The sequence below is a fragment of the Solibacillus sp. FSL R7-0682 genome, assembly GCF_038005985.1.
Lineage (GTDB): Bacteria > Bacillota > Bacilli > Bacillales_A > Planococcaceae > Solibacillus.
In genome coordinates this window covers 3,795,258-3,810,000 of sequence record NZ_JBBOUI010000001.1, presented here as the reverse complement: position 1 = coordinate 3,810,000, position 14,743 = coordinate 3,795,258, and the positions used below count along the sequence as shown (strand labels likewise).

The window sequence follows — 14,743 nt, the reverse complement described above, 5'->3', positions numbered from 1 at the left end:
AAATAGATCCTGAAACCGTGTGCCTACAAGTAGTTAGAGCCCGTTAATGGGTGATAGCGTGCCTTTTGTAGAATGAACCGGCGAGTTACGATTACGTGCGAGGTTAAGTTGAGAAGACGGAGCCGCAGCGAAAGCGAGTCTGAATAGGGCGAATTAGTACGTGGTCGTAGACCCGAAACCAGGTGATCTACCCATGTCCAGGGTGAAGGTGAGGTAACACTTACTGGAGGCCCGAACCCACGCACGTTGAAAAGTGCGGGGATGAGGTGTGGGTAGCGGAGAAATTCCAATCGAACCTGGAGATAGCTGGTTCTCTCCGAAATAGCTTTAGGGCTAGCCTCGTGATTGAGAATACCGGAGGTAGAGCACTGTTTGGACTAGGGGGGCATCTCGCTTTACCGAATTCAGACAAACTCCGAATGCCGGATATTTATACACGGGAGTCAGACTGCGAGTGATAAGATCCGTAGTCAAAAGGGAAACAGCCCAGACCACCAGCTAAGGTCCCAAAGTAATCGTTAAGTGGAAAAGGATGTGGCGTTGCTTAGACAACCAGGATGTTGGCTTAGAAGCAGCCATCATTTAAAGAGTGCGTAATAGCTCACTGGTCGAGTGACGCTGCGCCGAAAATGTATCGGGGCTAAACGATTCACCGAAGCTGTGGATGCATACCGTTGGTATGCGTGGTAGGAGAGCGTTCTAAGTGCGTTGAAGTCAGACCGGAAGGACTGGTGGAGCGCTTAGAAGTGAGAATGCCGGTATGAGTAGCGAAAGACGGGTGAGAATCCCGTCCACCGTATGACTAAGGTTTCCTGAGGAAGGCTCGTCCGCTCAGGGTTAGTCGGGACCTAAGCCGAGGCCGATAGGCGTAGGCGATGGACAACAGGTTGATATTCCTGTACCACCTCCTCACCGTTTGAGAAATGGGGGGACGCAGTAGGATAGGGTAAGCAGAGCGTTGGTTGTCTCTGTTCAAGCAGTAAGGCGTGTGTGTAGGCAAATCCGCACACTATAACGTTGAGCTGTGATGACGAGCTCGTATGAGCGAAGTTCCTGATTTCACACTGCCAAGAAAAGCCTCTATCGAGGTGAGAGGTGCCCGTACCGCAAACCGACACAGGTAGTCGAGGAGAGAATCCTAAGGTGTGCGAGAGAACTCTCGTTAAGGAACTCGGCAAAATGACCCCGTAACTTCGGGAGAAGGGGTGCTCTTGAGCGTGCAAGCGCATGAGAGCCGCAGTGAATAGGCCCAGGCGACTGTTTAGCAAAAACACAGGTCTCTGCAAAACCGTAAGGTGACGTATAGGGGCTGACGCCTGCCCGGTGCTGGAAGGTTAAGAGGAGTGGTTAGCGCAAGCGAAGCTGCGAATTGAAGCCCCAGTAAACGGCGGCCGTAACTATAACGGTCCTAAGGTAGCGAAATTCCTTGTCGGGTAAGTTCCGACCCGCACGAAAGGCGTAACGATCTGGGCACTGTCTCAACGAGAGACTCGGTGAAATTATAGTACCTGTGAAGATGCAGGTTACCCGCGACAGGACGGAAAGACCCCGTGGAGCTTTACTGTAGCCTGATATTGAATTTTGGTACAACTTGTACAGGATAGGTAGGAGCCAGAGATCTCGGAGCGCCAGCTTCGAAGGAGGCGTCGGTGGGATACTACCCTGGTTGTATTGAACTTCTAACCCATGCCCCTTAGCGGGGTAGGAGACAGTGTCAGGCGGACAGTTTGACTGGGGCGGTCGCCTCCTAAAAGGTAACGGAGGCGCCCAAAGGTTCCCTCAGAATGGTTGGAAATCATTCGAAGAGTGTAAAGGCATAAGGGAGCTTGACTGCGAGACCTACAAGTCGAGCAGGGTCGAAAGACGGGCTTAGTGATCCGGTGGTTCCGCATGGAAGGGCCATCGCTCAACGGATAAAAGCTACCCCGGGGATAACAGGCTTATCTCCCCCAAGAGTCCACATCGACGGGGAGGTTTGGCACCTCGATGTCGGCTCATCGCATCCTGGGGCTGTAGTCGGTCCCAAGGGTTGGGCTGTTCGCCCATTAAAGCGGTACGCGAGCTGGGTTCAGAACGTCGTGAGACAGTTCGGTCCCTATCCGTCGTGGGCGTAGGAAATTTGAGAGGAGCTGTCCTTAGTACGAGAGGACCGGGATGGACACACCGCTGGTGTACCAGTTGTCTTGCCAAAGGCATCGCTGGGTAGCTATGTGTGGACGGGATAAGTGCTGAAAGCATCTAAGCATGAAGCCCCCCTCAAGATGAGATTTCCCATTACGCAAGTAAGTAAGACCCCTGAAAGACGATCAGGTAGATAGGTTCGAGGTGGAAGTGCGGTGACGTATGGAGCTGACGAATACTAATCGGTCGAGGACTTAACCACATTTTATTGCAAATTCAATGAAACGTTTATCCAGTTTTGAAAGAACAAACTTTCATAGTGAAGTGATGATGGCAAAGAGGTCACACCCGTTCCCATACCGAACACGGAAGTTAAGCTCTTTAGCGCCGATGGTAGTTGGGGGCTTCCCCCTGTGAGAGTAGGACGTCGCTTCGCAACGTAAAAACCACTGAGATTTCAGTGGTTTTTTTGTATTTAAAAAAGTGTTGAATTGATCAAATGAAGCGTATTTATTAAAATTCTAAAACACTTCGTAAATGAGTGATATAGGACTGACTTACAGGGAGCTCCGTACCATCCTTTAATTGAAGTATAAAGTTCGATGTTATATCTCTTGTTATTTTTTTTATGAAATAAATATTAATAATATAAGAACGGTGGATTCGAATAAATTTGTTTGGTAATCGGGTTTGTAGTTCCTTTAAAGTAACGGCTGTTTTGAACTGCTCTCCATCTTTATAAAACCAAGTACTTTTTTGTAAGCTTTCTATGTGAGAGATTTGTTCAATCGGAACAGGAATCCAGTCTTCCCCTTGTTTCCCCGTTAAAAATTGATATTGTTGAATATCCTCAATTTTAAATAGTGGTGGTAATACAACAACTAGAGCACCCTGCTGTCCATTAAATGATATCGGATAGCCAATTGCATAATAAGGTGTTTCAAATAGGGTACTATCCAAAACCGCTTCAACTTTACTTATTGATTGTATAACCTTATAAGCAATACTATCCTCGGGCACTATTGCTCCTACTTTTATTGAAAAATCATGATGTCCGGAGTGGAAATAAATAAATGTATCTTTTATTGCAATCGCGATGGAAGCGTCTGCTGGAATCCAATCTTCTAAAAGTACTTTATATTGTTCTAATATACTTTTTTCAAGTGCAATATTATTAAAATTCAATTCATAATCGCTCCTTCTGTATTATCCAAATTTTAGTAGTTCATCTCAAATATAAGATACTTCGTCGGAAAATAACACCGTTTTATCGGAAAATAATGAAAATTAAAATATTCTGTTATATATTATATTACATCAAGTATAACTGTTATGGAACAGTCGAATAACAATTTTCCTAACAGAATATTTTTTAAACACATTGGGGAAGGTGGAAATGAATTATGACAACACGTCAGGAACGAATTGAAGCTTTAAAAAAGGAATGGAATGAAAACCCACGTTGGAAGGGGATTGAGCGTGGATATGGAGCTGAGGAAGTTGTAAAGCTACAAGGTTCTTTCATACAGGAGCAAACTTTAGCTAAAAAGGGTGCAAAACGTTTATGGAACTCTTTACATGAGGAACCATTTATCAATGCATTAGGTGCATTAACTGGTAACCAAGCAGTACAACAAGTAAAGGCAGGTTTAAAGGCAATCTACTTATCGGGGTGGCAAGTAGCTGCTGATGCAAACCTATCAGGTCAAATGTATCCGGACCAATCATTATATCCAGCAAACTCTGTACCAGCAGTGGTTAAACGTATTAACCAAGCGTTACAACGTGCAGACCAAATTGATCATGCAGAAGGCCGTGAAGATGGGTTTGACTGGTTTGCACCTATCGTAGCAGATGCTGAAGCAGGTTTTGGTGGTCCGTTAAACGTATTTGAACTTGTAAAGGGTATGATTGAGGCAGGTGCTTCAGGCGTACACTTAGAAGATCAATTAGCTTCTGAGAAAAAATGCGGTCACTTAGGTGGTAAAGTATTACTACCAACACAAAATGCAGTACGTAACTTAATTGCAGCACGTCTCGCTGCAGACGTTATGGGCGTAGAGACAATTTTAATCGCACGTACAGATGCGGATGCTGCAGACATGGTAACATCTGATATTGACCCACGTGATGCAGAGTTTATTACTGGAGAGCGTACACCAGAAGGCTTCTTCCGAACAAATGCTGGCATTAAGCAAGCAATCGCTCGTGGTTTAGCATATGCACCATACGCAGATTTAATTTGGTGTGAGACTTCTCACCCGTCGTTAGAGGAAGCACGTGAGTTTGCTACGGCAATTCACGCTAAATTCCCAGGGAAATTGTTAGCATATAACTGCTCACCTTCATTTAACTGGAAAGCGAAATTAACAGATGATGAAATTGCTGAGTACCAACGCGAGTTAGGAAAGCTAGGCTATAAATTCCAATTCATTACATTAGCAGGCTTCCATAGCTTAAACTTCTCTATGTTTGAGCTTGCACATGACTATAAAGATAATGGCATGGCTGCTTATTCTAAGCTACAGCAAGCTGAGTTTGCTGCTGAGTCAAAAGGCTATACTGCAACTCGTCACCAACGCGAAGTTGGAACTGGATACTTTGATGAAGTATCACAAACAATTTCAGGTGGTCAATCTTCTACAACTGCTATGGCTGGCTCAACTGAAACTGAGCAATTCGTATAAGCTAACGAAGCTTAATTCACCCAAATGGGGACTGTAAAGAACTTGTGAAAAATTTAGCTTACTATTGCTACTTTAAAGCGCTGTTGGGGAACAAGCGTAGGAAAATAATCGTTATGCCGAAGCGATTTAACTGTTCACTTTTAAAGTAGCAATAATGAAGTAAACGTTATTTCACAAAAGAACTTTTGAACTTGAACTTGAACATTTCTTCTACTCAATATTATTCTTTATCGGATTGGAAAACGATTTAGAACGGGATTGCCTCCCACATATATACACAAAGGGGTTTTAAAATAGGGAATGTCTTTCTAGTTAGGATGGGACTAGAAGGGCATTCTCGTTTGTTTTATATATTTATCCTTCGTTGTTATACCTTCTCCATACAATATAATTCAACAGTAATTCTACATCCCCCCTCCCTATTTATATAAACTTTCATGTTTTATCAGAAAAATAAGTGAAATAATTAAAAATTTTGAGATTAAAGCAGTCGACTCTCGAAAAATAATGTATGATAGATAAAATTAATTAGGGAAGGTGTCCGTATGAAGAGAAAAATAAATGTTTCCCAAAAGCGAGAACTAGCGGATTTAATAATTCAGAATGCCAAAATTGCTGATGTATTTAATTTACGCTGGCGTAAAGGAAATCTGGTCATTGCTGACGGCAAAATTATTGCGATTGATGAAAACAATGAATTTAAAGCACATGAGGTTGTTGATGCAGAAGGAAGGCATGTTGTTCCGGGATTAATTGATGCACATATTCATATAGAATCATCTATGTTAACTCCATCACAGTTTAATCGTATTATGCTGCCTCACGGGATAACTGCAATTGTAACGGATCCCCATGAAATTGCAAACGTTGCTGGTAAGACAGGCCTTGAATTTATGTTGAATGATAGTCAAAATGTTGAAATGGATATTTATTACATGCTCCCTTCTAGTGTACCTGGTACGTCATTTGAAAATGCTGGTGCCATATTGAAGGCGGAAGATTTAGCAGAGTTTGTCGGTCATAAATCAATTTTAGGGTTAGCTGAAGTAATGGATTTCCCAGCAGTTCTGAATGGGGAAGATGATATGCTTGCTAAGATTCAGTTAGCCCAAAATGCAGGTATGGTCATTGACGGGCACTGCGCTGGCTTAAATAGTGCACAAATCCGTGGTTACCGCGCGGCGGGTATAGTAACGGATCACGAATGTGTTTCGGCAGAAGAGGCACTAGATCGGATAGAACAAGGGATGTATGTTCTAATGCGCGAAGGTTCTGCAGCGAAAAATGTAAAGGCAATTTTACCAGCCGTGACACCGGCAAACGCCCGTCGCTTCGCATTTTGTACAGATGATAAGCATTTGGATGAATTAATTGAAGAAGGTAGTATTAACTATGCAGTAGCACTTGCGATTGCAGAAGGAATGGAACCGTTACAAGCGATTCAAATAGCATCTTTAAACGCAGCAGAGTGCTATCGATTAAAGGACAAGGGTGCGCTTGCTACAGGCTATGAAGCAGATTTTATAGTCCTCGAAGATTTACAATCGATGAAAGCTGCTACAGTTTGGAAAAATGGTAAAAAGGTTGCAGAAAATGGTGTCATGTTAACACCAACGCCAGAAAAATCTGTCGTTGTACCATCCATTTTACAATCCATGCATTTACCGAAGCTTGTTGCAAAGGATTTTGCAATTCCGTTCAAAGGAAATAAAGCGAATGTCATTCAAATTGTTCCGAATCAATTAATTACAAAGCGAATGATAACAAAAGTCGATGTAGAGAATGGTTTCTTTATGCCTTCAATTAAAAAAGATTTATTAAAGCTTGCTGTTATAGAGCGTCATCACAATTTAGGAACAAAAGGTGTAGCAATTGTTCATGGTATAGGTATTCAAAGAGGCGCAGTGGCAACAACCATTGCCCACGATTCTCATAATGCGATCGTTGTCGGGACAAATGATACGGATATGGTGATTGCACTAGAAGCGCTGCAAGCTATGCAAGGTGGTCTCGTGATAGTCGATCAAGGGAAAGTGCTCGCGTCGCTAAGCTTACCGATTGGTGGAATTATGACGGATGCGGTTGCTGAAGAAGCGAAAGAGGCGTTGCAAAAGCTTCATGATGCACTTCATATCATTCATCCAACAATCGATTATCATTTATTTTTAACATTATCATTTTTAGCGTTACCAGTGATTCCAGATATTAAATTGACGGATACAGGGTTATTTGATGTGACAGCATTTAAGCATATTCCAGTGGAGATCGAGGCATAGATCTTTGTTCTTCTGCATAGTAAGTCGGTCGTTTTTCTTTTGATGGAAAGCGGCCGATTGTTTTATTTTGTTCAACTAAACATGCATTAAATATGTTTTAATGGAGATACCGCTAAGTTTTTTGTGAATTTCTTCTACTTTAAAGGAGGATATAAAATGGAGCCAGTCATTGTCGTCATTCCCGCGTTAAATCCATTACCAGTTATTGTGGATTATGTGAAGAAACTAAAGGCATTGCCTGTGGAAAAAATTATCGTCATTAACGATGGCAGTGACGGAAAGTACAAAAATACATTTGAATTGCTCCGTAAAGACGGCTGTATTGTATTAACACATGAAAATAACTGTGGCAAAGGTCGTGCCATTAAGACGGCGATGGAGTACGTATTAAACTCTGTATCACGCGCGAAAGGAATTGTCACAGTAGGAGCACACGGACAGCATTCCGTTTTAGATGTAGAGCAAATTATTGCGAGTACAAGGGTGTTTTCAGATGGCATTGTATTAGGCGTCCGAGATTTTAAAGATTCGGATTTTCCGTTTATTAGTCAGCTTCAAAATCATGCGAATTCATTATTATTTGAATTTTTCTTTCATAAGCGCTTGCTCGATATGCAAACCGGTTTACGATACATACCAAAGCAACAATTAACGTGGCTATATAAAGTGAAGGGCGAGACCTTTAGCTATGATACGAATATGCTCGTTGAGGCCATTAGACGTAAAGTTCCGATTTATGAAGTACCGATAGGGCATGCAAAGTTGCGAAAAAACTCGGTCATTTATTATGATGAAGTACTGGATACGAAAAAAATCTTACATCAAATTTGGACTAACTTTTTTAAATAATGCTCTACAATCGCCCTATTGAAAATGAAACTTTTTCTAAAAGTAGCCGTAAATAAGCTATTGCTAAATGGTAGTAGGAAAGCAAAAGATTTTTAAAAAAGAGAAAATGGGTAGAATACATTATGTGAAAAATATATACAATCGTTCTAAAATCTTGATAAGTAGAAAGGGGACTGACCATGAGTGAACAGTATAATTTCGATAAAATGATTAATGAACAAGAAAAGCATTATTCAGATAAAAAGTTTTTAAATAAAATGGTCAATTTCGGAGGCGGTCTAAGCAAAAAGGCAATGAATGCAGCTGCCATGCTTTATGTGGCATTAAAAAGTCCAGATATGCCAAAGTCGAGTAAACTCATTGTGCTTGGTGCATTAGGTTATTTCATTTTACCCTTTGACTTAGTAGCTGACTTCTTACCGTTAGCTGGTTTGACTGATGATACTTTTGTTATTTTGGCTGCTTTAGGCAAGGTCTATATGTCAATTACTGATGAGATGAAGATAGAAGCACAGGATTTAGTAGAAGCCAAATTTGGAAAAGCTGATTCGCAATAAGTCATTTTAATAAAAATGATGAGAATGAAGAAAGGCAGTAACACGATTCTTTTGAAATCATTGTTACTGCCTTTTTACTGTACGCTTAAACAGATTTATTTTCTAATTTTGCATGTAGTACACTTTGTCCACGTTTAACAATCGCTTCTAATGGTTTATCCTCACAGAGCTGTATTGAAAGGTCTGGAAATACTTCTTGTAATTGTTGCTTTAGGGGATCTGCAATAGAAGGGGTATTTTTTAAGACGCCACCATTTAAATATAGCGTATGTACCCCATTTTTATACTTAGCATTTTTTAAGACCGTTGTTGTAAGAAGCGCTAGCTCATCTGCAGCCTTTTTGGCAATATGAATAGCCACATGATCGCCTAGTTCAACCGCTTGCTGCAAACACGAGCTAAAGCGAGCTAGTCGAGCATTCGTATAATCTGATGAATAAATTAAATTAAATAATTCATCAGTAGTTGCTACATGGTGTTCCCTTAAAATAATGTCCGTTAATACTGTTTGCTCATTACGACCATCTGCGGCCCGAAAAATGGCCTTAGCAATATGTTTGCCAATCCAGTAGCCACTTCCTTCATCTCCAATCCGGTGTCCCCAACCTCCAGCACGGTATACTTGCCCATTTCTAAAGCTATAGCAAATGGCCCCAGTCCCTGAAAGTAAGATACTCACATGATCATTTCCGAGTCCCTTTAAGGTTGCTTCGACATCGTTTTCAATAATAATCTGGTCAAAGGTAAAGGGACTACGTGCGATGCTTTCTTCGATAATTTCTTCTACGATTTTTTTATCCTTTGCTGTATCGATACCTGAAATGGCAAACACCGCTACATCAATGTGTAGCTGGGACAAATGCGCGGCAGCACTACGCAACAGCCCAATAAGGACATGCTGTACATGTTCGATACCGACAGCTTGATAATTGGAGCTTGTCGATGTGGCAGAAAACAGTTCACGTCCATCAAACGTACGAATGGTCATTCCCGTTTTAGTTGCGCCCCCATCGACAGCAAGAATATAGTGATTAGTCATTGTCAGTCCACCTCTTCAAAATTTTCTCTAGTTGTGATTCTGCGTGTATAATGGCGTCCGTTTTCTCTTTTAACCACTGCTCTAATTGCGCGGAATCTTCTTCTGATCGATTTAATGATTCTCGCATTGTAGCAGGGGATGGTCCACCTTTTAATGTACGAATATTGACGAAATACTCTGGTTGAATGGCCTGATAAAAGGCACTTTGATTAATTTTCAAAGGGCGCCCAGTAATTTCTAAGCATTTCGAATTGGTAAATTCCCATGTTAGTCCAGCAAGGGATTCTTCATTGTTGACAATGAGTTCACGCACACACAAGCTTACGATTTTATGAGATTGGCGGAATGAAATCCCTTCAGAGCGTACTAAAGTATCTGCTAGCTCTGTTACGTTAGCAAAACTATTTTGTGCGCGCTTTAATAAGCTTTCTTTATTAACATCCATCGTCACGATTAAGCTTCCAAACAGCTTATAAATCCCGACTAAACGGTCAATGGCACGCCATAAATAAGGCTGCATATCGTCCTCTGTATCTACAATGTCCCCAAAAGGTGTATTGTGAACCATTTGTAGCACCGTGCCGGCATCGCCAACTACTGATGATAATAATGATCTTGTATGTTCAATCGATACAGGATTCCTTTTTTGGGGCATGATGGAACTAACTTGCACATATGGATTCGCGAGCTTGAATGCATTAAATTCCTGTGTTGCCCATAATAAAAAGTCTTGAGATGTACGTCCTAAGTTTAGCGCAGCAAGTTGGACGATGCTCGCAGTTTCTGCTATATAATCTGCACCAGCAACCGCATCCCATGCATTTTCAATAATGTCGTCGAATGCTAAAAGCTCTTGCATTCGTTCACGGTTAATTGGGAAGCCAGTTGTCGTTAAAGCAGCTGCACCCATACTACTTCGATTTATTGTCATATAAGCGGCTTGCATACGTTTGTAATCGCGAGTTAATTGATCAATGACGGCTTTCAAATAATGGGCAAAAGTTGTTGGTTGTGCTTGTTGTGTATGGGTATAGCCAATCATAATTGTTTCAACATGCTCTTCTGCAAATGCAATGAGTGAATTCCGTAAAGAAAGCAATTCTTGCATAAGGGTGAGCATTTTTTTACGTAAAGTCATACGATAAATCGCAATCCCCATATCATTTCTACTACGTCCAATATGTAAATTGCCTGAAATATCACCACCTATTTCAATTAACTTATTTTCAATACGGAAAAATAAATCTTCGAATTGAGGGTTATAATCACGCGTCTTATAATATTCTAAATCTAATTTATTGATGGCTACTCCAATTTGACGTGCTTCATTTGCAGTCACTAAATTTTGCTCCTCTAGCATTTTTAAATGAGCAATATGAATTTGGACCATTGCATCTAAAAAATGTTTACGTGCCTCATCATAGGCGGGCTGTAATACCATTTGACGATAGCTATTTGAAGGGAACTGAATGCCTTCTACCTCATTAACACGATTGCGAAAATCTTGAAAGTACATAGAAAATCTGCCTCCAGTCTATGCTAGTAAACGTTCATATTCTTTAATCTTACAATTGTTAGAAAATTATATCAATTCTAATAATAAATGCTTACTGAATAATTATTATGAGGAACAAAATAAAAAAGTAAATAAATTGCGTGGGACAAAGCATATTTTATAAGAAGGACTATTTAATACAAAGTAAATAAAAAGGAACAATTTTACAAATTGAACGTTGTAATTATAAATAACTTGAATGAAAGTGGGGCCGGCCATTGAACATTAGAGAACACTTCTTAAAAAGGGTTGATTGGACATTAATTTCTATTTTATTCATTTTCTTTTGTATTAGTTTGCTAGCCATTTCTTCTGCTCAAACGACTAGCTATACAGGTATTAATTTTATTCCCCGGCAAATAATTTATTACGGTCTTTTGGCATTCATTATTCTATGTGTCATGTATTTTGATATTGAGCAGTATAAAAAAATCACGTGGTTTCTATATGGTTTAGGTATTTTACTACTTGTTGTATTAATATTTATGCCAGAAGGAAAAGGGCAAATTGGAGAGGTCATTAATGGGGCGAAAAGTTGGTATCATACACCACTAGGCAATATTCAACCTTCCGAATTCATGAAAACTTTTTACATACTTGCTTGTGCAAGAGCAATTAGCCTGCATAATGAAAAATATTATATGCGTACTTTGAAAACCGACTTCTATTTATTAATCAAAATATTTGGTTTATTAATTGCACCATTCTATCTTATTTTTGATCAACCTGATTTAGGTTCTGCACTTGTATTTATTGCTATTACAATTGCACTTATACTCGTTTCGGGAATATCCTGGCTCATTATTACCCCATTATTTGCACTAGGGACAGCAGCTGGTGGACTTATTATTTGGATGGTATTTAACATGCAAGATTTTTTGAAAAATAAGTTTGGTATTGAGCCTTATAAATTGGGACGTATTTTTTCGTGGTTTGACCCTTACACATACGCATCAGATGAAGGCTTTCAATTAATTTCTTCAATGAATTCAATCGGTTCTGGAGAAATATTTGGCAAAGGCTATTTTAATCGTGAAGTATATGTAGTCGAAAATCACACAGATTTTATCTTTACAGTTATTGGTGAAGAATGGGGTTTCATTGGTGCGAGTTTTGTTATTTGTATGTATTTTATATTAATGTATCATTTAATCAATATTGCAATGAAGGTAAAGGATCCATATAGTGCATACGTTTGCACCGGTATTATCGCAATGATTACATTCCATGTGTTCGAAAACATTGGCATGACGATTCAGCTATTACCGATTACGGGCATTCCATTACCGTTTATTAGCTATGGCGGTAGTTCACTAATGGGCAATGCACTGGCACTCGGCTTTATTTTCAGTATGCATTTTCATCACCAGTACTATATGTTTGCTGACTATGATGAAGATTGAAATCATAAACAGAAGACCACCACTCCAAGATTTTATAGGGAGTGGTGGTCTTTTATTAATTAGATAATTTCAATTGATGTTTTATGAGCACATTTTTTATAAAAGCAGCACCTAAAGCTACCGTAGTTGTAACTAAAAGTATGCCGAATCCCATTACGGCAACTATTGGAGGGAACGCATTTGCAGCATCAAGCATAAATATCCCTATAACATATAAGCCAATAATGACAAATGCACAATATTTAATATGATTTAAGCCTTGAATGATGCGACATGAAAATATAGATTTATTTCGAGTGATGCGGATTATGCTTACTGTTTCATAGATAGCATACAAAAAAGGTATTGCTGTTGCATACATGCCTAGTAAAATTGGATATTTTAAATACGCAACTTCAGGGTGTATGAGCGCGGTTTCATCCGCCACCTTCGGTAAAACAAACACACACAATAACAAAATGATTATACCTATTAAAACAATGGCTAAGCTTAAAAGAGTAGCATTGACTTTTTGCATATTCGACCTCCCGGATTTTATCATTATCAATAAGACGGAAGTTAATTCCAAATGTTCCTAAAATACAAATGGAAAAGAGGATAAATGTTCATTTGTAACTTGTTGAACATTTAACCTCGGAGTAGTTTATTCTATTTAATCATAGCTTCCTCGTTGCGTTGCTTTACCGTATATTTTTTAGACGAAAAATAGGACGGCAAAATCATGCCGATTAAGACGAGAATGATGCCCCCAACCTGTAAAAGGGTCAAGCTTTCATGTAATACAATGACTGAAACAATAATGGCTACCGGTAATTCCATTGCACTTAAAATAGATACGAGTGCGCCCCCAACTTTTGGAGCAGCAATTGAAAACAAAAGGATAGGTAAAATAATGCCGAATAGTCCAAGCACTATACCAAACTTCCATAAGCCATTTGCAATTTGTCCATTCCATATAATTTCTGGCGATAAAAAGACCGAAATAACAACTAATGAAATGATAGATAAAATAAATGTTCGACCAATCGTTGTCACACCTTCTACTGGTCGAGAGTTTACTTGTAAAAAGGCAGCAAAACTAAAGGCAGCAGCTAAACCAAGTGCCCAGCCTTGCCATGCAATTTGTGATAAATCGACATCAAGTATACCCGCCGCAAAAATTGTACCAGCGATTAAAAAGGCTAAAGAAATTAACTCGATTCGGCTAGGGAATCGTTTTTTTATGCCACAATCTATGAATAGTCCGATCCAAGTGAATTGGAACAGCATTACAACTGCGAGTGATGCTGGTAAATAGTTAAGAGATTCTCCATAAACAATCCCAGTAATCGCCGTTAATATACCAGCAAGGACTAATGTAATTACGCCGGATTTTGTTAATTTTGGTAGTGTACGTTGTGTTGTAATAAATAAAATTAGGGCCAGCAAAAAGCCAAAAACATACTGGCTTGTAATCGCTTCTGAAGATGTAAAGCCATGCTGCATTGCAACCTTTACAATTGTTGATAAAATCCCATAGCTACTTGAAGCGATGACAATAAGTAAAGGGTATATCCAAGTATATTTCATAATATTTTTCTTCCTATTCTAATGAAGCAATTTCACCATATGATGAAACGGTTCTTCTATAATTGTCCAAGGTTCTGTCACAACATAGCCCATCCGTTCATATAAACGGCGTGCATCAACTTTTTCAAGCTCAACATTAAGCGAAATTTTGTCGTAGCCTAGCTCTTTTCCTTGCTGTTCTGCAAATTGGAGAAGCTTTGTCCCGATACCTCGTCCACGAGCCTTTTCTGATACACAAACTGTATCAATGTAATACTCATCATCATGTGCCTCTACGTCTAATGAGACATGGATCATTTTAGTTGCTAGCTGTGCCTCAAGCTGACGATCAAGTACTTTTCCTTGTTTCCCATCATATAAAACGACGATACCAAGAACGTATTCTTCTTGTACAGCTACATACGTATTTAAATAACTGTGTCGATTTGTTGTTTGCTTTATTAACTGCTCTAAAGAAGCCAAAATTTTTTGTAATTCGTGCTCTCCAGTCAAATTATTTGCAATGTCACCAATCGCATCATAAATTAGAGGAGCAATTGCACTTGCTTCAGTTATTTGAGCTTGTCTTATTAAAATGGACATTTCAAATCCTCTCCTTATCGAACAAAGTATAACAGAATAATGAACGAGAAGGAAAAATCAATCGATTCAGAATAGTATAAAGCTTTATAAATATATATTATTTGT

11 protein-coding genes and 2 rRNA genes (1 of these 13 running past the window's edge) are annotated in these 14,743 nt (G+C 39.5%); 7 read left to right on the top strand and 6 right to left on the bottom strand.

Translation table 11 applies throughout. The features are described 5' to 3' along the window. A 23S ribosomal RNA gene (locus tag MKZ17_RS19115) occupies positions 1-2,383 on the top strand (it extends 545 nt beyond the left edge of the window). 58 nt (positions 2,384-2,441) lie between these two features. Further along, positions 2,442-2,557 (top strand): 5S ribosomal RNA (gene rrf / locus MKZ17_RS19110). A 77-nt stretch (positions 2,558-2,634) separates the two neighbouring features. Here rrf and MKZ17_RS19105 read toward each other — a convergent pair. Beyond that, positions 2,635-3,306 (bottom strand): LytTR family DNA-binding domain-containing protein, encoded by a 672-nt coding sequence (locus MKZ17_RS19105; RefSeq protein ID WP_340725292.1) that lies wholly within the window; start codon positions 3,304-3,306, stop codon positions 2,635-2,637. Positions 3,307-3,524: 218 nt separating this feature from the next. On the opposite strand from MKZ17_RS19105, the gene aceA reads away from it, so the two are divergent. The 4 genes from aceA to MKZ17_RS19085 all read left to right on the top strand — a co-directional run bounded on the left by aceA (position 3,525) and on the right by MKZ17_RS19085 (position 8,490). Then, entirely contained in the window at positions 3,525-4,808 is a 1,284-nt protein-coding gene (gene aceA, locus MKZ17_RS19100) for an isocitrate lyase (RefSeq protein ID WP_340725291.1), read from the top strand. Between the two features lie 545 nt (positions 4,809-5,353). Next, entirely contained in the window at positions 5,354-7,084 is a 1,731-nt protein-coding gene (gene ade / locus MKZ17_RS19095) for an adenine deaminase (RefSeq protein WP_340725290.1), read from the top strand. A gap of 156 nt (positions 7,085-7,240) precedes the next feature. After that, positions 7,241-7,933: a glycosyltransferase family 2 protein gene (locus MKZ17_RS19090; RefSeq protein WP_340725289.1), complete on the top strand. Its 693-nt coding sequence runs from the start codon at positions 7,241-7,243 to the stop codon at positions 7,931-7,933. 179 nt (positions 7,934-8,112) lie between these two features. After that, a complete protein-coding gene (locus tag MKZ17_RS19085) occupies positions 8,113-8,490 on the top strand; it encodes a YkvA family protein (RefSeq protein WP_340725288.1) in 378 nt (125 codons plus the stop codon). An 85-nt stretch (positions 8,491-8,575) separates the two neighbouring features. On the opposite strand, the gene MKZ17_RS19080 is transcribed toward MKZ17_RS19085, so the two are convergent. Both MKZ17_RS19080 and argH read right to left on the bottom strand, forming a co-directional pair. After that, entirely contained in the window at positions 8,576-9,529 is a 954-nt protein-coding gene (locus MKZ17_RS19080) for an N-acetylglucosamine kinase (RefSeq protein WP_340725287.1), read from the bottom strand. Then, the gene (gene argH / locus MKZ17_RS19075) at positions 9,522-11,045 is read right to left on the bottom strand and encodes an argininosuccinate lyase (protein WP_340725286.1); all 1,524 of its coding nucleotides are present in this window, start codon (positions 11,043-11,045) and stop codon (positions 9,522-9,524) included. The genes MKZ17_RS19080 and argH overlap by 8 nt, the downstream gene beginning before the upstream one ends. 257 nt (positions 11,046-11,302) lie before the next feature. Between argH and MKZ17_RS19070 the strand changes: the two genes are divergently transcribed. Beyond that, complete coding sequence (locus MKZ17_RS19070; RefSeq protein ID WP_340725285.1) at positions 11,303-12,487, top strand: FtsW/RodA/SpoVE family cell cycle protein; 1,185 nt, start codon at positions 11,303-11,305, stop codon at positions 12,485-12,487. Positions 12,488-12,542: 55 nt separating this feature from the next. Here MKZ17_RS19070 and MKZ17_RS19065 read toward each other — a convergent pair whose 3' ends face one another. From MKZ17_RS19065 to MKZ17_RS19055, 3 genes are all read right to left on the bottom strand, one after another. Further along, positions 12,543-13,004, bottom strand: a complete 462-nt coding sequence (locus MKZ17_RS19065) for a DUF2975 domain-containing protein (RefSeq protein ID WP_340725284.1) — start codon at positions 13,002-13,004, stop codon at positions 12,543-12,545. 131 nt (positions 13,005-13,135) lie between these two features. Then, a complete protein-coding gene (locus tag MKZ17_RS19060; RefSeq protein WP_340725283.1) occupies positions 13,136-14,056 on the bottom strand; it encodes a DMT family transporter in 921 nt (306 codons plus the stop codon). An 18-nt stretch (positions 14,057-14,074) separates the two neighbouring features. Further along, complete coding sequence (locus MKZ17_RS19055; RefSeq protein ID WP_340725282.1) at positions 14,075-14,638, bottom strand: GNAT family N-acetyltransferase; 564 nt, start codon at positions 14,636-14,638, stop codon at positions 14,075-14,077. Between the last annotated feature and the right edge of the window lie 105 nt (positions 14,639-14,743).

Coding starts and splice junctions, on each gene's coding strand:
- aceA (WP_340725291.1), top strand. CDS start 3,525: ATGACAACACGTCAGGAACGAATTGAAGCTTTAAAAAAGGAATGGAAT.
- ade (WP_340725290.1), top strand. CDS start 5,354: ATGAAGAGAAAAATAAATGTTTCCCAAAAGCGAGAACTAGCGGATTTA.
- MKZ17_RS19090 (WP_340725289.1), top strand. CDS start 7,241: ATGGAGCCAGTCATTGTCGTCATTCCCGCGTTAAATCCATTACCAGTT.
- MKZ17_RS19085 (WP_340725288.1), top strand. CDS start 8,113: ATGAGTGAACAGTATAATTTCGATAAAATGATTAATGAACAAGAAAAG.
- MKZ17_RS19080 (WP_340725287.1), bottom strand. CDS start 9,529: ATGACTAATCACTATATTCTTGCTGTCGATGGGGGCGCAACTAAAACG.
- argH (WP_340725286.1), bottom strand. CDS start 11,045: ATGTACTTTCAAGATTTTCGCAATCGTGTTAATGAGGTAGAAGGCATT.
- MKZ17_RS19065 (WP_340725284.1), bottom strand. CDS start 13,004: ATGCAAAAAGTCAATGCTACTCTTTTAAGCTTAGCCATTGTTTTAATA.
- MKZ17_RS19060 (WP_340725283.1), bottom strand. CDS start 14,056: ATGAAATATACTTGGATATACCCTTTACTTATTGTCATCGCTTCAAGT.
- MKZ17_RS19055 (WP_340725282.1), bottom strand. CDS start 14,638: ATGTCCATTTTAATAAGACAAGCTCAAATAACTGAAGCAAGTGCAATT.